Here is a 17,738-nt window from a genome sequence, read left to right on the forward strand (position 1 = left end):
TAGTGAATAGTGAATAGTGAATAGTGAATAGTGAATAGTGAATAGTGAATAGTGAATAGTGAATAGTGAATAGTGAAGCAGGGTCTCTTTGTGGCCTATGGTCAAGCACGATTTTGACCGTTCACCATTCACTATTCACCACTTCACCATTCACCGCTTGATACACCTCATCACGACCCCCGCAGCGATGTCGCCGGACGGTCTGTCCACAGCCATGCGTCTGGCCACCTCGGCAAAACCATCCTTCTGCCATGCGCGATAGGGGGTGTCGGAAAACAGCGCCTCCAACTGCCGCGCCAGGTAGTGCGGTCGCACATATTCGTTGTAGCTTTCCGGCACGATCGGGCGGTCGGCGATGAGATTGGGCAAGGAGGCGCTCCATACGGTGATCAGGCGTTGGGCCATCCGCATGACTGGATCGAGCCGGTAGCAGGAGATCATCGGCACACCCGACAGCGCCAGTTCCAGCGACACCGTTCCCGATGCGATCAGCGCTGCATCGGCCTTGCCGAAGGCCTGCCATTTGCGCTCGGGATCAAGGATGATCTCCGGCTTCTCGTACCAACTTGCCACCGAAGCCCTGACCAGGTCGGCGACATGCGGCACCGTCGGCAACAGCAGGCGCAAGCGGTGTCCGCGCGCACGCAGGATCGAGATCGTCTTGCCGAACGGGCCGGCCAGCCGTCGCACCTCGCCGCGGCGCGAGCCGGGCAGCACAAGCAGTGTCTTCACACGATCGTCGGACAGGTCGCGCGGCAGGCTTTGCGCCTTGGCGGCGCCGAGCATGCCCGGATCGTGGGTAAGGCGATGGCCGACATAGGTGCCGGTCGGACCGCCGAGGCGGGCGAGTTCCCTCACTTCGAAAGGCAGGATACAGAGGATGTGGTCGACATACGGTTTCATCGCCACCGCCCTGCCTGGCCGCCATGCCCAGACGCTCGGGCAGACATAGTGGACGATCGGGATTGCCGGATCGGCGGCACGCACCTTTTTCGCCACGCGCAGCGAAAAATCCGGGCTGTCGATGGTGACAAGGCAGTCGGGCTTTTCATTGGCGACCGCAGCGGCCGTCTGGCTGATCCGTCGTATCAGGCGCGGCAGATCGCGCAGGATGGCGCTCAATCCCATCAGCGCGATCTCGCCGCCGTCGAACAACGGCGTGAGGCCGAGCGCCTGCAAATGCCGGCCGCCGATGCCGACGAGCCGGACCTCGCGGCCGGTCACGCGCTTGAGCGCCTCTACGATGTCGGCGCCAAGCAGATCGCCGGATTCTTCGCCGGCGACGATGGCGATCTTCAGCGGTCGCTCAGTCGCCATGCACCGGCTCCGCAGCAGGCAGGCCGATCACGAACAGGCCGAGCGCGTTGGCGCGAGCGACGACTGTCGGGCCTTCGAGAACCAGCGAGCGGCCGGCTTCGACGGCAATGCCGGCAAGTCCGGCGGCATGCGCCGCCTCGATCGTCTGCGGCCCGATCGAGGGCAGATCGGCGCGCAACTCCTGGCCAGGCTTGGCGCATTTGACCAGGACGCCGCGCGTTCTGCCGGCCAGCCTGCCATGGCCGCGCAACTGCCGTGTTCGATCGAGCAATCCGTCGGTGCCCTCGATGCCTTCCAGCGCGATGGCGCGGCCGCCGATCGCAACAGCCGCCTGGCCGATATCCAGCGCGCCGATGGCCATTGCCGCTGCGTGGGCCGCTTTGATGTCGCGCCAGTCGGATTTCCGCGGCGCTGCCTTGGTCAGCGCGCCTTCGGCGGCGACCAGTTCCGGCACGATCTCATGGGCGCCGACCACCTTGATGCCGCTGCGCTCGACCCTTCGCACGAACAGTTTCAGCACGGTGTCGTCGCCTTGGGTTACACCGACAAGAAGGCTGGGCACCCAGGCGAGCAGGCCGAGATTGAGGCGCATGGCGCTCAGCCTGGGGCGGCGTGTGATATGTCCCGCTGTCACCAGATGGGTAACATGACTATTTTTGAGCGTCGGCAGCAGAGAGCCGACATCCTCCAGCCTCAACGTCGCCTGCTCATACGCGTCGAAGTCGGATATGCGGTCGACCTCGCCCGCCACTATCACCACGAAGGGAGACTTGCCTTGCACAGCAAGCGCCCTGGCGACTTCGACCGGTAAACTGCCGCCGCCGGCAATGATGCCGACTTTGACGTCTGGCGCGAGATCAAGGCCCGTCCGGGTGCCCTCAATCTTCGTCATCGGCATCGTCGCCGCCACCGGCCTTGAGCGACGGGACGGCATAGTGCCGCTTACCGCGACTGGCGATGAAATCGATGATCTTCATGGCGGTCGGTGACGAGGCGAATTCCGCCTTGGCGAACTCGATGTTTTCACCGACGGTTCGGGAGCGATCGAAGATCGTCCTGTAGGCCTTGCGCAGCGTGTGGATCTCGGAGCGCGGCAGGCCGGCGCGCTTCAGGCCGATGATATTGAGGCCGCGAAGGCTGGCGCGATTGCCGACGGCGATGGCGTAGGGAATGACATCGCCGACGAATGCCGAGCAACCGCCGAGAAAGGCGTTGTCGCCGACGCGGACAAACTGATGAACTGCGCTGAGACCACCGATATAGACGTTGTCGCCGATCTCGCAATGGCCGCCCAACGTCGCCTGATTGGCGAAGGTGGCGTTCTTGCCGACGATGCAATCATGCGCGATGTGGGCATAGGCAAGGAAGTTGCCGTTGTCACCGATCGTCGTCTCGCCGCGGCTGGAATCGGTGCCGACGTGCATGGTCACGCCTTCGCGGATCGTGCAGTTCTCACCGACGACCAGCGTGGTGCGGCCGCCCTTGTGCTTGTTGTTCTGCGGCGGCGCGCCCAGTGTCGCCATCGGATACACCTTGGTCGACGCACCGATGGTGGTCGCGCCCATCACCGAGACGTGGCTGACCAGTTCGACGCGGTCGCCGAGCACCGCGTCGGCGCTGATGTGGCAGAATGGCCCGATGCGGACGCCTTCGCCGATTTTTGCGCCGGCCTCGATGACCGACGATGGATGGATGACTGTCTGGATTTTCATAAGCATTCGATCGTCAGTCGCTCGCGACCATCATCGCCGAGATCTCGGCTTCCGCGGCCTTGACGCCGTCGACGAGAGCCTCGCAGGCGAATTTGAGAAGGTTGCCGCGTTTCTTGATTTTCTTCACATGGATCTTCAACTGGTCGCCGGGAACGACCGGTTTACGGAATTTGGCGTTGTCGATGGTCAGGAAATAGACCAGCGACGGTTTTTCGGTGCCTAGGCTGCGGATGCAGATGGCGCCGGCCGTCTGCGCCATCGCCTCGACGATCAACACGCCGGGCATGACCGGCTGATCCGGGAAATGACCTTGGAAATGCGGCTCGTTTATGGTCACGTTCTTGATGCCGGTGGCGGACTCGTCGCCATCGATATCGATGATGCGGTCGATCATCAGGAACGGATAGCGATGCGGCAGGAGCTTCATCAGCCCCAATATGTCGACCGCCTCGAGCGTTGTCGCCGCAACCATCTCAGCTCTTCCCTCCGTCGCCCGATTTGCGCGCCCTGGCCAGTCTTCGCAGAGCCGCGATCTCCCGCATGGCTTCCGCCATCGGCTGCGCCGGGTACCCTCCCCAAATCTCGCCTGCGGGGACGTTGCTCATGAACCCGCTTCTTGCAGCAAGCTTGGCCCCTGTCCCTACCGTCAGGTGATCCGCAAGACCGACACCGCCACCCATGGTGACGTTGTCGCCCACCGTTACGGAACCGGAAATACCCGAAAGGCCGGCGATTATGCAATTGCGGCCGATGCGGACGTTATGAGCGATCTGGACCAGATTGTCGATCTTGGTGCCTTGACCGATAATCGTGTCGGACATGGCGCCGCGATCGACGGTGGTATTGGAGCCGATCTCGACGTCGTCCTGGATGACGACCCGGCCGATTTGCGGCACGCGCTCCGGGCCCTTGGCGCCGGCCACGAAGCCAAAACCGTCCTGGCCGATGCGGGCGCCGCCATGAATGATGACGCGGTTGCCGATCAGCGCGTACTGGATGCTGGCGCCCGGGCCGACATAGCCGTCGCGGCCGAACTGGCAGGAGGGACCGATAACGGCATGAGGAGCAATGACGGTTCCGCTGCCGATAGAAGCGCGAGGGCCGATGATCGCGCCGGCCTCGACGATCGCGCCGGCCTCGACGCGCGCCGATGGATCGATATGGGCATGCGGCGAGATACCGGTTTCGCCGGTCATCGGCGCCGGTGTCGCAGCCGCCGGGAAAAGCAGGCGGCCGACCATCGCGAAAGCCTGTTGCGGGCGCGGATGGATCAGAACCGCGATACCCGCAGGCGCCTTGCCAGCAAATTCGGCGGGGCATAGAACCGCCGCTGCTCGCAGCGATTGCATCAGCGCGAAGTTGCGTCTGCCATCGACAAAGACAAGAGCGTGCTCGCCGCCTTCGCTTGCCGGCGCCAAGGCTTCGATCGATCTATCGGAGAGGTCGGAATCGACAAGCACCGAGCCGGTCAGATTCGCGACTTCGCCAGCCGTATACCGGCGTGATGGCGCGAAGAACACCGGATCGGTCATTCCAGAAGCTATATCCAGCTAGCGCACGACCCCGAAAATCGGAATCGATTTTCGGAAAGGATAATGCGCAAAATCAAAGTCCTGCAGCGTCCTATGCGCGTCCAGGAGGATGCGCGGCGCCGTAGTGTCGAATTACTCTCTTCCGGACCGCTACGGCCCGGAAGTATCGTTGCCCGCCAATCAGAAGCGGGACGATATGCCGAAGTTGAATTCCTGCACGTCGTCGGTGTCCTCCTCGAGGACCGGGATCGCATAGTCGATCCGGATCGGACCAAAGGGCGACGCCCACATCAGGCCGACGCCGACAGAGGCGCGCCACTGCATGTCGACCGTCGACTGATCGACCAGTGAAGCATCGATCTTGCTGCCATAGAGCGTCGCCGCGTCGGCGAACACCGCGCCGCGCAGGCCGAAGCTTTCCGGAATAACCGGCATTGGGAACTGGGCTTCCGCCGAGGCATTGAAATAGGTGGTGCCACCAAGATGGTCGCCGGCGTCGTCACTGTCGACCGGGCCGATACCGCCGTAAGCGAAGCCACGGATCATGCGGTCGTTGCTCTGGAAATGATCGAAGATGCGCAGGTCGCCATCGCCGCCGTAGCCTTGGATATGACCAGCCCCGCCGGAAATCACCGCCACCAGATCAAGCTGCTCGGACAATGTCTGGTAGACGCTGCCACGCGTTGTCACCTTGACGAATTTGGCGTCGCCACCGAGGCCGGCGAATTCCGTGGTGACATTGGCGAAGATGCCTTCATGCGGGTTCTTCATGTCGTCGATGGTGTTGTAGACCAGGCCGAGACTGACCGACGACTTGAGCCACGGGCTTTCCGCGATGCCGTCCAGGATAGCCGTAGAAATGTTGCATTTGAGGGGGTCGTAGTCGCCGTTGGTCTCGCAGTCTTCGTCGAGCTCGTACTTCTCCTGGGAGATATTGTACGCCAGCTGCGTCGAGATGTCGTCGGTGATCGGCAGGCCGAAGCGCACTGTCGCGCCTAGCGTCTCGCTCTTGTAGTCGTCGCGTTCCCTGGTCCGGTTGAAGACATCGAAACCGGCGGCAATGCGCCGCCCGAGGAAATAGGGCTCGGTGAAGGAGAAGCTGTAGTCGCGCGAATTCTTGCCGCCGCCCGCGGAGAGCTTGATGAACTGGCCGCGTCCGAGGAAGTTGCGTTCGCTGATCGATCCTTCGACGGTCGGGCCTTCGGTGTCGCCACCGCTCGAATAGCCGGCGCCGACGGAGAACTCGCCGGTCGACTTCTCGACCACGTCGACCACCAGCACCACCTGGTCCGGCTCAGAACCGGGCACGGTCGAAACCTCGACTTTCTCAAAAAAATCGAGTGCTTCCAGCCGTTTCTTCGCGCGCTGGATGAGAACCTGGTTGAAGGCATCACCCTCACTCACGTCGAATTCTCGGCGAATGACAAAGTCGCGTGTCCGGTCGTTGCCGCGAATCTCGATGCGCTCGACATAGGCCTTGGTGCCCTGGTCGATCGTATAGACCACTGAAATGGTGTGGTTCTCGAAATTGCGGTCGCCGCGCGGCGTCACCTGGGCGAAGGGATAGCCGGAACCGGCGACCCTCTCGGTCAATGCAATGATGGTGTCTTCGACGTTCTCGGCGTTGTAGACATCGCCCTTGTGGGTTTCGACCACCGACTGCAGCGATGCGCCGTCGACCTCGGGAATCGTGCTCTCGACGCTGATGTCGCCGAAGGTGTAGCGCTCGCCCTCCTGCACGGTGATGGTTACCGTGTATTTATTGGTGGTTTCGTCGAGCTCGCCGACCGCGGAAATCACCTGGAAGTCGGCATAGCCGTGATTGTAATAAAAACGGCGCAGCAACTCCTGGTCAGCGTTGAGCTTGTCTTCGTCATAGACGTCGTCGCGCAGCACGAACGAAAGGATGGTCGAGCGCTTGGTCGAAATGACATCGGACAGGCGACGGCTCGAATAGGCGCTGTTGCCGACGAAATTGATCGCGGCGATCTGCGTGCGGCCGCCTTCGTTGATGTTGAACACCACGTTCACGCGGTTGTCGCCGAGATCCATGATCTGGGTGGTCACGGCGGCGTCGTCGCGGCCGATACGCCTGTAGGCGGCCTTGACCGCCTCGACATCGGCATCGAGCGCCTGCTGCGAGAATGTTCCACGCGGCTTCAACTGGACCGCGGCCGCCAGCGCGTTGTCCTTGAGCTTCTTGTTGCCCTGGAACAGCACCTGGTTCACGACCTGATATTCGGAAACCTTGATGACCAGCGTCGAACCGACCTGGTTGATCTGGACGTCCGAGAACAGCCCGGTGCCGAACAGCGCCTTGACCGCCTCGTCGATATCGGCGCTGGAAAACGGCCTGCCGGGCTTGATCGTGACGTAGTTGCGGATCGTCTCGGCGTCGACACGCTGATTGCCGCTGACTTCAACTCTTGAAACAACTGCGGCCTCGGCCGCCGATGTGGCAACGAACTGCACTGCGAGCGCACCTGGTACGACCAGGGCGGCGGACAGGGCCACCGCGGACGCGGCGCTCAGAAACTTGGATGCTGCCTTCATCGGGCTTTTGTACCTTTTCTCGAAGTCCCCACGGCGAGAAAACCGGACGTGCGGTAATTTCCCCTACCGTATTAACCGGATTTTCCCTACACGCAAGGCTCCTGGTTAATTTGTATTTACTTAACCCAATTGCGTGGCTTTCGCGTCACGCATATCCCCACGCATGGTAAACGGCGTCTCAACATTGGCTGTGCTGAAGCCAAATTTCTTCATGATTTCAGCATCCAAACAGGTCGTTCCAGAAAACGAACCCCATGAAGCCCAAGACGAGAAGCAGGCCAGCCCTGTAGCCCAATTCCATCATCCGTTCCGACACCGGTCGCCGAATGACGGCCTCCACGCCGTAGAACAGGAGATGGCCGCCGTCGAGCGGAGGAATCGGCAAAAGGTTCAGAATACCGATCCCGACCGACAGCAGCGCGACAAGTTGCACAAGCCAGTCGAAGCCGAGTTTTGCCGCCTGCCCCGACATCTTTGCGATCTTGATTGGGCCGCCCAGCTGGCATTTGTCTTCGCGACCGACAACGAAACGCTGCAGGAACTGACCGGTGCGCTGAATGATGTATCCGGTCTCCTCGACCGCCGCCCCTACCGCTCCGACCGGGCTGTAAGTGATCAGCCTGGGCTGGCCGAATTCCTGGTTGTTGACGACGCCGATCACCGCGACCTTGACCTTGTTGCCCAGCCCGTCTTGCTGCTCCATCAATTCGGGCGTCGCCGTAACGGTAATCTCCTTGCCGTCGCGCAGCATGACGAAGGTGATGGGGTCGCCACCGCGGCCCGAGACCCGGCGCTGGACGTCGGCGAAGGTCTGGACCTTGCTGCCGTCGACGCTGACGAAGCGGTCTCCGGGCAGGATGCCGGCCCTGGCCGCTGGGCTGCCCGCAGTGACTTCAGCCACCATTGGCTCCAGCACGGGCCGGCCATAGGCGGAAAACAGCACCGCGAAGACGGCGATCGTCAGCAGAAAATTGAACAGCGGGCCAGCCACCACAGTTGCCGCGCGTTTCCAGACCGGCTGCGTGTGAAAAGCGATCTTGCGTTCGGCAGCCGTCAGCGTTTCGATCTCCTCCGAACTGGGCTGGCTCGAGGTGGCGTTCATGTCGCCGACGAATTTGACGTAGCCGCCGAGTGGAATGGCGCAGAGCTTCCAGCGCGTGCCATGGCTGTCATTAAAGCCGAAGAGTTCCGGGCCGAAGCCGATCGAAAAGACCTTCACGCCGATGCCGCACCAGCGGCCGACGAGATAATGGCCCATCTCGTGAACGAACACGACGACGGTCAGCACGAACAGGAAAGGCACCAGCGTGCCGAGGACAAAGCCCTCCGTGCTGAAAACCGCGTGAAGAATCTCGTTCAATTCATGTCCTCAAAATTCGTCCGCAGCACGGCGGTACTGCGACTGTGGCATCAATCCAGGCGAATCCATGGCGCATCCTGCGCAGGTCAAGAAACCAGGCCCCCGAATCAATGCCGATAAAGAGCCAATGCCGATCAAGCTGGAAACAGCCACTGTGCCGGATGGTCGGCGGTCGCCGAAATCCAGCCGATGACGTACAGGGCGAAAGCCGCCGCGACAAGCCCGTCGACCCGGTCCATGACGCCGCCATGGCCCGGTATCAGCGTGCCCGAATCCTTGCGGTTGTGGCGCCGCTTCACCCATGATTCGAAAAGGTCGCCGGCCTGGGAGACGAGCGAAAGCACCAGCGCGACGACGCCGAGCGCTGCGAGATTGCCGGCTCCGGCCGCAGCGGCCAGAAGCAGCCCGGCAACCACGCCGCCGACGGCGCCGCCGAGCGCACCGCTCTGCGTCTTGCCGGGTGAGATCGACGGCGCCAGCTTCGGCCCGCCGACAGCGCGGCCGACGAAATAAGCTGCTATGTCGGTCGCCCAAACCACCGCGAACAGGAAGAGAATGGCGACGAGGCCGGAATGGTCGCCGTCGCGCAAAAGAGCAAGTGACAGTCCGGAAATGGCGGCATAGGCAAGGCCGGACGCGTCCCACTGTCCCGTTTGATGCATCGAAGTCTGGTGCATCGAAGCCACGACCACGGTGACAACGACCATCACCGCCACAAGAAGCAGCAGCCAGGACGCCGGCAGGCCGGCGACCAAGGCGCCGACGAAAACCAGAAGCAGCGCTTCCGGCAGAAGACCAAGACCCGTGGCGGCGACCGGGCGGCACATTCGCGTCCATTCGTAGAAGATCAGGATCGTCATGGCGGCGCAAAGCAGCCGGAAGGGCAGTCCGCCGAGCCAGGTCAGGCCGAGCGTGACGACCGCAAGCACGACGGCAGAAATAACGCGAAGCTGGAGGTTGCTCATCCCTTGGCTGTCACGGCGACGCCTTCAGCGCCAAGCCCGCCGAAACGGCGCTCGCGACCGGCAAAGTCGCGCAATGCGTCAGCCAAATGCTCGCGGCTGAAATCGGGCCAGTAGCAAGGCAGGAAGACAAGTTCGCTGTAAGCCGCTTGCCACAGAAGGAAATTCGACAGCCTGAGCTCACCGCTGGTGCGGATGACCAGTTCCGGATCCGGAATACCCCGGGTGTCGAGAGAGCCGGCAAAGGATTCGGCCGTGATCGCCTCGCTGTCGAGCTCGCCGCGCGCCACCGCCGCGGCAAGCTTGCGCGCGGTGCGCACGATCTCGTCGCGTCCGCCATAGTTGAAAGCGATGACCAGGGTCAGCGCTTCGTTGCGGACGGTCAGCGTTTCGGCCTCTTCAAGCAGGCTCCTGATGTCAGGCTGCAGCCCTGCCCTGTCGCCGATGATCCTGACCCGCACGCCATTTTGGTGCAGTTCGGCGAGGTCGCGGCGGATGAAGATTTTCAACAGGCCCATCAGGTCGCTGACTTCGGACTTCGGCCGCGACCAGTTTTCCGACGAGAAGGCGTAGACGGTGAGGAACGAGATGCCAAGACCAGGAGCGGCGCGCACCGTGTTGCGCAGCGCCTCGACGCCGGCACGATGCCCAGCAAGCCGTGGCAAGCCACGCGCCTTGGCCCAGCGTCCGTTTCCGTCCATGATGATCGCGACATGCGCGGGGCTTGTCATGTTCTCGCTTTCGAGCCAGCAGTGGCCAGACCCTAAACCTGCATGATTTCAGCTTCCTTATCGGAAAGCAGATGGTCGATGGTGCCGATCATCTCGTCGGTGAGCTTCTGGACCTGGTCGGACCGCTTGCGATGATCGTCCTCGCTGATATCGCCGTCCTTTTCAGCCTTTTTGAGGAACTCCATGCCGTCCCGGCGCACGTGGCGAACGGCGATGCGGGCATTCTCGGCATAACCATGCGAGATCTTGACCAGCTCCTTGCGGCGCTGTTCGTTGAGCTCGGGCAGCGGAATCCTGAGATTGGTGCCGTCGACGATCGGATTGAAGCCGAGATTGGATTCACGGATGGCGCGATCGACCGCACCGACCATCGACTTGTCCCAGACCGAAACCGAAATCATGCGCGGCTCCGGCACCGACACGTTTGCCACCTGGTTGATCGGCATGGTGGTGCCGTAGGCCTGCACCTGGATCGCGTCGAGCAGGTTGCTCGACGCGCGGCCGGTCCGCAGCGAAGCCAGATCGTGCTTGAACGCAGCGATCGCCCCGTCCATGCGCCGTTTGAGATCATCGTATTCGCCACTCATCATCGTCTCCTCGACCCGTTAGCCGGGTTCACTTCAGGGTAACCCGTATTCAAGCCTCGATCCGAAAACCGGTTCCCGTTTTTCGCCTACGGAAAACCTTCGGTTCGGCATCGGGCTCCCGATCAGTCGTCCGTGACGACCGTGCAACGTCCGCCGCCCCTCAGAATATCACCGAAACCACCCTTCTCGTGGATCGAATAGACGATTATCGGGATGTTGTTTTCGCGCGCAAGTGCAATCGCGGCCGTATCCATGATCGAAAGACCGCGTTTTATAACTTCGCCATGGCTGATGCGCTCGAAGCGGGTCGCATGCGGGTCCTTCTTGGGATCGGCGGAATAGACGCCATCGACCTGGGTGCCCTTGAACAGCGCGTCGGCGCCGATTTCCGCCGCGCGCAGCGCCGCGGCCGAATCGGTGGTGAAGAACGGATTGCCGGTGCCGCCGGCAAAGATGACAACCTTGCCCTGGTTCATGTAGGCGGTCGCCTGGCGCTGCGAAAAGCTCTCGCAAAGCTCAGGCATGGCGATTGCAGACAGCACCACAGCGTCGACGCCGATTTTGTTCAGCGAGGTGCGCAGCGCCAGCGAGTTGATGACGGTGGCGAGCATGCCCATATGGTCGCCGGTGACGCGATCGCCGCCCTTGGAGGCAACGGCCACGCCGCGAAAGATGTTGCCGCCGCCAATGACAACCCCAACCTCGATGCCCAGGGTACGGGCCTCGGCGATGTCGGCGGCGATGCGATCGACCACCGACACGTCGATGCCGAAATGCTGTTCACCCATCAGCGCTTCGCCCGACGCTTTCAGCAAGACACGTCGGTAGAGGGGCTTCACCGTCATCTGGTCCTCATCATTATGCGTGTGACGCGCCCGGGGCGGCTTCCCCGCTCAGGCGCTGCCCCGAAACATTGGCGTTCCGATACACGAAGGGCGCTGCGATGTCACGCGGCGCCGGAACCGGCAAACGCTCTTCCAGCCATTGGCTTACACCGAAAATGCAACTTGTGCGTGCAGATCCTTGCATGAGCAGATCCGGGCATGAGCAGATAGCCAGCCGGCCTGTCGCCGACGCCTGGCCTTCATCGATACCGCGCAAGAAATCGGCCGAGCATCCTCGCGGACACCCGGCCGTAAAGTCTTTCAAAAAGATAGAGTGCGTTTTACTTCTTGACCGCCGCCGCGACTTCCGCCGCAAAATCGGTCTCGTCCTTCTCGATGCCCTCGCCGAGCGCGAAGCGCAGATAGGCAGTGATCTTGGCCGGTGCGCCGATTTCCTTCTCGGCATCCTGCAGCGCCTTCTCGACGGTGATGTCGGGATTGAGCACGAAAGCCTGCTTGAGCAGCACGACCTCTTCGTAGAACTTGCGCAGGCGGCCCTCGACCATCTTCTCGATAATCGCTTCCGGCTTGCCGGACTGGCGCGCCTGGTCGGCGAAGATCGCCTTCTCGCGCTCGACCGCCGCCGGATCGAGTTCTTCCGTGGTCAGCGCCATCGGGTTGGTGGCGGCCACATGCATGGCGACCTGACGCGCAAAGGCGTTGGCGACCTGGGCGTTGCCAGATGTCTCGATGGCGACCAGCACGCCGAGCTTGCCAAGGCCGTCGGCAACCGCGTTGTGGACGTAGGTTGCGACGGCGCCCTGCTCGACGGTGAGCTTGGCCGAACGGCGGAAGCCAAGATTCTCGCCAATGGTGCCGACAGCGTCCTTGATGGTGTCGGCAACCGACTTGTCGGAACCCGGATACGGGGCTGCTGCAACAGCCTCGGTCTTGCCGCCATAGGCGAGCGCCACCTTGGCGACGTTGGCGACGATCTCCTGGAAGGCAGCGTTGCGGGCAACGAAGTCGGTCTCGGAATTGACCTCGACGACCGCCGCCTCACGCACGCCGGAATCGACGCCGATGAGGCCTTCGGCCGCGGTACGGCCGGCCTTCTTGTCTGCCTTGGAGATGCCCTTCTTGCGCAGCCAGTCGACGGCCTCTTCCATGTTGCCGTTGGTCTCGTTCAACGCCATCTTGCAGTCCATCATGCCCGCGCCGGTCAAGTCGCGGAGTTCTTTGACCTGTGCAGCCGAAATGCTCATTGTCGCCTCTTCGTTTAAAATGCACCGACGCACCACCGGTCCTCGATGATGCGCCTGGCGCCAGCGCTCAGCGCGCCAAAATATGAGAAAGATGAAGGCCGAAACCGGCCTTCGCTGTTACGCTTCCGGTGTCGGGGCGGCCGGTGTCTCGGCGGCCGGCGTCGGCTCGAGTGCCGGCTCGATCGGAGCCTCGGCCAAAGCGCCGACGTCGACGCCAAGCGCGCCCTGCTGGCGAGCAATGCCGTCGATTGCAGCCTTGGCGATCAGATCACAATAGAGCTGGATGGCGCGGGCCGCGTCGTCATTGCCCGGAATCGGGAAATCGATCTTGTCCGGATCGCAGTTGGAATCGATGATGGCGACGACCGGGATGCCGAGACGCTTGGCCTCGAGGATGGCGATCGCTTCCTTGTTGGTGTCGATCACGAACATCAGGTCTGGCGTCGAGCCCATGTCCTTGATGCCGCCCAGCGCCTTGTCGAGCTTCTCGCGCTCGCGGTCGAGGTTAAGGCGCTCCTTCTTGGTGAGCCCCTGGGCCTCGCCAGCCAGCATCTCGTCAAGCTTGCGCAGGCGCTGGATGGAGTTCGAGATCGTCTTCCAGTTGGTCATCATGCCGCCGAGCCAGCGGGAGTTGACATAGTACTGGGCCGAGCGCTGTGCGGCGTCGGCGACGATGTCGGACGCCTGGCGCTTGGTACCGACGAACAGCACGCGGCCACCCTTGGCGACGGTGTCGGAAACCTGCTTCAGCGCCTGATGCAGCAGCGGCACCGTCTGCGAGAGGTCGATGATGTGGATGTTGTTGCGGGCGCCATAGATATAGGGCGCCATCTTCGGGTTCCAGCGGTGGGTCTGGTGGCCGAAGTGAATGCCAGCTTCCAAAAGCTGGCGCATGCTGAAATCAGGCAGAGCCATTCTTATGTCCTTTTCCGGTTAGCCTCCACGGACACAGGCATTTCTGGACTTTGTCCTCGAACGCCACCGGAGGTTTCAGCCGGATTTCTCCCGGGCAGACACCAAAGTCCGTGTGTGGAATGAGCGCGCATATAGAGGGGATGCGCGGCAAACGCAAGCGCTGCGGTGTCTTGCAGCTCAGCGTGCGGCGATCAGCGCACCGGTGCCGATCATGGCGCCGCCGGCAAACCTGTTCATCAAGCGCATCCGCCTTGGCGTCTTGAACCAGCTCGAAGCCTGCCCGGCAAGCACCGCATAGACGCCCATAGTGATAATGTTGACGCCGATCACGACTGCAACCACGAGCAGCCCCTCAGCGAAGTTCATTGCATTGAGATCGAGGATCAATGGCATGATGGAGGCGTGGAACAGGATCGCCTTGGGATTGCCCAATGCGATGGAGATGCCGAGGTAAAATGATCGAGACAGTCTTGCCTGCGTTACCTCCAGTCCATTCGATCGCGCGGAAGCCGATCGCCACATCCTGATGCCAAGAAACATCAGATAGGCTGCACCCGCATATTTCAGGATGAGAAAAACCCATTCGAAGGTCTGTGCCAGTGCCACGAGGCCGAGCAGCGCCAAAGTCACCAGCACCGCGTCGCCAACGGCGATACCGAGGCCAGCTAGGAACGCGCGAACGAACCCGCGCGAGACGCCATTGGCAATGATCGTGAATACCGCCGGGCCAGGCGTGGCGGCGGCAAATGTGATCGCAGCGCAGTAAGCCAGAAATGCCGTCAACGTCATGGTCGTATCTTCCCCTTCGGCACCCGGACCCGCCGGAAAACAGCAACGATCTCCTCGCGGCTGCATTCGACGGCGCCTAGCCGCACCGCGCGGTCGCGCTCGAAGCCGGTTATGTCATAATGCGGCGCCGATGTCTTCGGCGGCCCCTGATAGGACGAGCGCTTGACGCCGAGCTGTGCTGCAAAACGATGCAGCTCGTCGGTGTCGTCGGCCAGCAGGTGACACCAGCGGTGGCCGACCCATTTCCAGATCGCCGCGTCGACATAGACCGCCATGAGGCTTGCCGCACTCCTTCATCTTGCGCCGACCAGCGGAGCCGCAGCCCACCCGCGGCCGAGACCCGACGCTAGCCATGCCAATGCTAGCGATGATAGAAGGGATTCGGATAGAAAATGAAGCTGCCGGCGGCTTCGAGTTCGGCCACGGTCGTGGTGATGGTCTCCTGCATGCGCCGGTGCAGTTCGGCGAGGGCATCGTCGATAGAGCCCGGAAAGGCGTGCAATCCCAACGGCTCCGGCACCCGGATATGCGCGCAGCGCGGCCCGGCCGGTTGCGGTACGAAGCAATTGACCGTGTCGCGCAGCGTGCCCTTGCAATAATCGTTGCGGATACGCTTCAGATGCTCTGCGATCTCCTCTTGCGCAATGCGCGGATTGGCTGAGGCCCACAGTCCGACGCGTTGGAGACGCTGGATCGTGTCCGCCAGCGAGCGGATCTGTTTTTGTCGCTCGGCGTCGCCGGTGCCTTCCCGCAGCCAGCGGCGCGCCCGGCGCAAAAGCTCGGCGATCTCGCTGGCGCCGGGATCGACCGAAATGCCCTCCCCCAGGCGCCGGCTCAATTCGAGCAGCAATTGCTTGTGCCGCGTAGCATACGAAGCCCGTTCGTCGGGCGCCATGCCGCAGGCAATCTCATCGCGCGACAGCAGCGTCGCATAGATATGGTGGACGCGCTCCGGCAGCGTATCGGCGGCACGACGCTCAATCTTCAGGCTCTTCTCGACATAGGCGCATTCCTGCGCCAGCGCCGGCTCGACATTTTTGGTGAAGGCGAGCTTCCAGATAACCGGCGCGATCCAGACTTTGAAATCCTGATCCGTGACGCGACCGCGCTTGAGCGCTTCGAACCCCATCTCGACCGCCCCCGGAAGAAGCGGAGCGACGACATTGCCATGCCAGCCGACGCCGCCTTCGGGATGCAAGAGAACGCCATGCCCTTTCAGCGCCCAGGCGATCGAGTGTTCCTTGGCAGCGCCGCTGTTGCCGGGTATCTGGGCGATCAGATTGTTGGCCAGCCAGAATTTCTGCATGATCCGGCCGAGGCCGTTGACGACGCCATGCGTGGCCCAGGATGCCGCGAGCGGACTGACCCTCGAGACGATCTCCTTGTCGATCATCCAGTCGGTGAAGAATTCCGGATGGTTGGGCGTGATGAACGTTGCCTTGCCTGCGCCGCAACAGGCCTTCAGCCGCTGCCGGTCGTCGTCGGGAAAGTCGATATGGCGGACATTGGCGACACCGCGCAATCCGGCCACGCGGTTGAACGGCAACAGGTCGCGAAACCCGGGAATGCCACGCAGCATGACGACCCGGTTGACGACAGTCATGATCCTGATCAGCGCCGGATTGGGCGTCGGCGCCACGAACACATCGATTTTGCTCAACCCAGCCCCCGATCGATCCCTCGGCGTAGAGGTTGAAATGCAATTGCGGCGTGTTCAAGTCATTCGCCGCCGCCTTGCGGGCGTGGCTAACCCAAGGCTCTATTTCGGCGGACAGGGTTTCGTCTGATCGAACAGCGAAAGATTGACCAGCTTGCCGGTCATCGAGAAGTCGTTGTAGTCCATGAGCAGGTCGCGCGTGATGCCGTTCTCATGCAGCTTGAAGCTGATCCGGTATTCCGGCACCTCCTCGCCTGACTTGTCGGTGCTGTCAAAATAGGCGATGTCGACTGGCCAGAATTTGTCGGTGGCGAGTTTTGCCAGTGCCGGCACTTCCGGATCGGTCTTGTCGGCATCGGCTTTCTTGCCGACGACGACGGTGGTGGTCATCACCTTGTTGGCATCTTCCGAACCGTCGAACAGGTTGGTTTCGTAGAAATTTTCGCCCTTTTCGGCCTTGTCGATCAGTTCGGCCAGATGCTGCGTCGGAAACTGTGTGGCCGGCAGTTCGACGCTGCTCTTCTCCGGCTTGTCGATGTCGACCTTGAGGCCGTTTGTCTCCTTCGTCGCGGTGCCCTTGACCTCCTTGTCGAGAGTCTGGTCGACAAAGGATTTTGTCACGAACGAGAAGGTCTTGCCTTCGGCGTCCTCGAAAGTGGTCGTCTGCTGGTCGGTCAGCCTTGTATTCTCGTTGGTGACGATCTGGGTGACGAAACGGAACTTCACCGTATAGCCTTCGCAAGGCGAGCCGTTGAACTCATAGACCATGCGGCCGGAAATGCCGGTGATGCCGGAGCGGTCGGAGGCCTTGTCCAGGGTCAGATCGTAAACCGCGCGATGCGCCTGCAGCGCCGGTACGGCAAAAGCCGGCGCCATCGAGAACACCGCTGGCAGCAGGACAGCGTGGAATGCGAGGCGTGTTGCGCGCATGAGGGGCTCCGATCATCGCGCCTGATGGCAGGCCGCAGGGAAAGAGGGTCCAGCTTAAAAAAAGTCGTGGCGGAAGCGAGGCAAAAATTGCAATTTCGGCCCGGCCTGCGCAGCGTCATCAAGCAATAGGGAAATACCATGAGTGAAACAATCGAAAAGCGGCTAAGCGATCTCGGCGTGACGCTTCCGGTCGCTGCCGCGCCCGCCGCCAACTACGTGCCCTATTGCAGGTCAGGCAATCTGCTGTTCATCGCCGGACAGCTGCCGCTCAGCGAGGGTAAGCTGCAGGCGAGCGGCCTGCTCGGCCGTGATGTCGACATCGCAACCGGCCAGGAAGCGGCAAAATACTGCGCGATCAACATATTGGCGCAGGCCAAGGCAGCACTTGGCGATCTCGAGAAAATCCGCCGCGTGGTGAAGATCACCGTCTTCGTCGCCTCGGCGCCGGATTTTTTCGAGCAGCACCTGGTTGCCAACGGCGCCTCGGATCTTCTGGTTGCAGTGCTCGGCGATCCCGGCAAGCATGCCCGCGCCGCCGTCGGTGCCGCCTCCCTGCCGCTTAATGCCGCAGTGGAAATCGAAGCCATCTTCGAAGTCGAATGAG

18 protein-coding genes are annotated in these 17,738 nt (G+C 62.0%); 1 reads left to right on the top strand and 17 read right to left on the bottom strand.

Translation table 11 applies throughout. The features are described from left to right. Positions 1 to 150 precede the first annotated feature (150 nt). The 17 genes from lpxB to AC0L2V_RS14560 form a co-directional block, all read right to left on the bottom strand. Positions 151 to 1,317: a lipid-A-disaccharide synthase gene (gene lpxB, locus AC0L2V_RS14480; RefSeq protein WP_473508462.1), complete on the bottom strand. Its 1,167-nt coding sequence runs from the start codon at positions 1,315 to 1,317 to the stop codon at positions 151 to 153. After that, entirely contained in the window at positions 1,307 to 2,209 is a 903-nt protein-coding gene (locus tag AC0L2V_RS14485; protein ID WP_287222065.1) for an LpxI family protein, read from the bottom strand. Before AC0L2V_RS14485 ends, lpxB begins: the two co-directional genes overlap by 11 nt. Next, positions 2,196 to 3,029, bottom strand: coding sequence for an acyl-ACP--UDP-N-acetylglucosamine O-acyltransferase (gene lpxA, locus AC0L2V_RS14490; protein WP_473520451.1), 834 nt, complete (start codon positions 3,027 to 3,029; stop codon positions 2,196 to 2,198). Before lpxA ends, AC0L2V_RS14485 begins: the two co-directional genes overlap by 14 nt. A gap of 13 nt (positions 3,030 to 3,042) precedes the next feature. Further along, on the bottom strand, positions 3,043 to 3,501 hold the full coding sequence (gene fabZ / locus AC0L2V_RS14495; protein ID WP_023801228.1) for a 3-hydroxyacyl-ACP dehydratase FabZ: 459 nt from the start codon (positions 3,499 to 3,501) through the stop codon (positions 3,043 to 3,045). A gap of 1 nt (position 3,502) precedes the next feature. Then, positions 3,503 to 4,561 (bottom strand): UDP-3-O-(3-hydroxymyristoyl)glucosamine N-acyltransferase, encoded by a 1,059-nt coding sequence (gene lpxD, locus AC0L2V_RS14500; RefSeq protein WP_023801227.1) that lies wholly within the window; start codon positions 4,559 to 4,561, stop codon positions 3,503 to 3,505. A gap of 180 nt (positions 4,562 to 4,741) precedes the next feature. Beyond that, complete coding sequence (gene bamA / locus AC0L2V_RS14505; RefSeq protein WP_091593793.1) at positions 4,742 to 7,114, bottom strand: outer membrane protein assembly factor BamA; 2,373 nt, start codon at positions 7,112 to 7,114, stop codon at positions 4,742 to 4,744. Positions 7,115 to 7,331: 217 nt separating this feature from the next. After that, positions 7,332 to 8,474, bottom strand: a complete 1,143-nt coding sequence (gene rseP, locus AC0L2V_RS14510) for an RIP metalloprotease RseP (protein ID WP_473516748.1) — start codon at positions 8,472 to 8,474, stop codon at positions 7,332 to 7,334. A 134-nt stretch (positions 8,475 to 8,608) separates the two neighbouring features. After that, positions 8,609 to 9,439, bottom strand: coding sequence for a phosphatidate cytidylyltransferase (locus AC0L2V_RS14515; RefSeq protein WP_091593789.1), 831 nt, complete (start codon positions 9,437 to 9,439; stop codon positions 8,609 to 8,611). After that, complete coding sequence (locus AC0L2V_RS14520) at positions 9,436 to 10,167, bottom strand: isoprenyl transferase (RefSeq protein ID WP_091593787.1); 732 nt, start codon at positions 10,165 to 10,167, stop codon at positions 9,436 to 9,438. The genes AC0L2V_RS14515 and AC0L2V_RS14520 overlap by 4 nt, the downstream gene beginning before the upstream one ends. Before the next feature lie 32 nt (positions 10,168 to 10,199). Beyond that, positions 10,200 to 10,754: a ribosome recycling factor gene (frr, locus tag AC0L2V_RS14525; RefSeq protein WP_077384157.1), complete on the bottom strand. Its 555-nt coding sequence runs from the start codon at positions 10,752 to 10,754 to the stop codon at positions 10,200 to 10,202. 122 nt (positions 10,755 to 10,876) lie between these two features. Then, positions 10,877 to 11,599 carry a UMP kinase gene (gene pyrH, locus AC0L2V_RS14530; protein ID WP_023801221.1) on the bottom strand — a complete coding sequence of 241 codons (723 nt, stop codon included), beginning with the start codon at positions 11,597 to 11,599 and terminating at the stop codon, positions 10,877 to 10,879. 320 nt (positions 11,600 to 11,919) lie between these two features. Continuing rightward, on the bottom strand, positions 11,920 to 12,843 hold the full coding sequence (tsf, locus tag AC0L2V_RS14535; protein ID WP_473520452.1) for a translation elongation factor Ts: 924 nt from the start codon (positions 12,841 to 12,843) through the stop codon (positions 11,920 to 11,922). Between the two features lie 117 nt (positions 12,844 to 12,960). Further along, positions 12,961 to 13,758, bottom strand: coding sequence for a 30S ribosomal protein S2 (gene rpsB, locus AC0L2V_RS14540; protein WP_473520453.1), 798 nt, complete (start codon positions 13,756 to 13,758; stop codon positions 12,961 to 12,963). Positions 13,759 to 13,935: 177 nt separating this feature from the next. Beyond that, the gene (locus tag AC0L2V_RS14545) at positions 13,936 to 14,547 is read right to left on the bottom strand and encodes a LysE family translocator (protein WP_473520454.1); all 612 of its coding nucleotides are present in this window, start codon (positions 14,545 to 14,547) and stop codon (positions 13,936 to 13,938) included. Next, entirely contained in the window at positions 14,544 to 14,822 is a 279-nt protein-coding gene (locus AC0L2V_RS14550; RefSeq protein ID WP_027151900.1) for a DUF4031 domain-containing protein, read from the bottom strand. The genes AC0L2V_RS14545 and AC0L2V_RS14550 overlap by 4 nt, the downstream gene beginning before the upstream one ends. 86 nt (positions 14,823 to 14,908) lie before the next feature. Further along, the gene (locus tag AC0L2V_RS14555; protein WP_473520455.1) at positions 14,909 to 16,207 is read right to left on the bottom strand and encodes a hypothetical protein; all 1,299 of its coding nucleotides are present in this window, start codon (positions 16,205 to 16,207) and stop codon (positions 14,909 to 14,911) included. Between the two features lie 99 nt (positions 16,208 to 16,306). Next, a complete protein-coding gene (locus AC0L2V_RS14560; protein WP_473520456.1) occupies positions 16,307 to 17,134 on the bottom strand; it encodes a cell envelope integrity EipB family protein in 828 nt (275 codons plus the stop codon). A gap of 138 nt (positions 17,135 to 17,272) precedes the next feature. Here AC0L2V_RS14560 and AC0L2V_RS14565 point away from each other — a divergent pair, with 138 nt between their 5' ends. Further along, positions 17,273 to 17,737 (top strand): RidA family protein, encoded by a 465-nt coding sequence (locus tag AC0L2V_RS14565; protein ID WP_287069769.1) that lies wholly within the window; start codon positions 17,273 to 17,275, stop codon positions 17,735 to 17,737. Position 17,738: the final 1 nt, after the last annotated feature.

The organism is Mesorhizobium sp. WSM4814, from assembly GCF_055811595.1.

Bases quoted from the DNA above. Each gene is read 5' to 3' on its own strand.
- lpxB (WP_473508462.1), bottom strand. From the start codon at position 1,317: ATGGCGACTGAGCGACCGCTGAAGATCGCCATCGTCGCCGGCGAAGAA.
- AC0L2V_RS14485 (WP_287222065.1), bottom strand. From the start codon at position 2,209: ATGACGAAGATTGAGGGCACCCGGACGGGCCTTGATCTCGCGCCAGAC.
- lpxA (WP_473520451.1), bottom strand. From the start codon at position 3,029: ATGAAAATCCAGACAGTCATCCATCCATCGTCGGTCATCGAGGCCGGC.
- fabZ (WP_023801228.1), bottom strand. From the start codon at position 3,501: ATGGTTGCGGCGACAACGCTCGAGGCGGTCGACATATTGGGGCTGATG.
- lpxD (WP_023801227.1), bottom strand. From the start codon at position 4,561: ATGACCGATCCGGTGTTCTTCGCGCCATCACGCCGGTATACGGCTGGC.
- bamA (WP_091593793.1), bottom strand. From the start codon at position 7,114: ATGAAGGCAGCATCCAAGTTTCTGAGCGCCGCGTCCGCGGTGGCCCTG.
- AC0L2V_RS14515 (WP_091593789.1), bottom strand. From the start codon at position 9,439: ATGAGCAACCTCCAGCTTCGCGTTATTTCTGCCGTCGTGCTTGCGGTC.
- AC0L2V_RS14520 (WP_091593787.1), bottom strand. From the start codon at position 10,167: ATGACAAGCCCCGCGCATGTCGCGATCATCATGGACGGAAACGGACGC.
- frr (WP_077384157.1), bottom strand. From the start codon at position 10,754: ATGAGTGGCGAATACGATGATCTCAAACGGCGCATGGACGGGGCGATC.
- pyrH (WP_023801221.1), bottom strand. From the start codon at position 11,599: ATGACGGTGAAGCCCCTCTACCGACGTGTCTTGCTGAAAGCGTCGGGC.
- tsf (WP_473520452.1), bottom strand. From the start codon at position 12,843: ATGAGCATTTCGGCTGCACAGGTCAAAGAACTCCGCGACTTGACCGGC.
- rpsB (WP_473520453.1), bottom strand. From the start codon at position 13,758: ATGGCTCTGCCTGATTTCAGCATGCGCCAGCTTTTGGAAGCTGGCATT.
- AC0L2V_RS14545 (WP_473520454.1), bottom strand. From the start codon at position 14,547: ATGACGTTGACGGCATTTCTGGCTTACTGCGCTGCGATCACATTTGCC.
- AC0L2V_RS14550 (WP_027151900.1), bottom strand. From the start codon at position 14,822: ATGGCGGTCTATGTCGACGCGGCGATCTGGAAATGGGTCGGCCACCGC.
- AC0L2V_RS14560 (WP_473520456.1), bottom strand. From the start codon at position 17,134: ATGCGCGCAACACGCCTCGCATTCCACGCTGTCCTGCTGCCAGCGGTG.
- AC0L2V_RS14565 (WP_287069769.1), top strand. From the start codon at position 17,273: ATGAGTGAAACAATCGAAAAGCGGCTAAGCGATCTCGGCGTGACGCTT.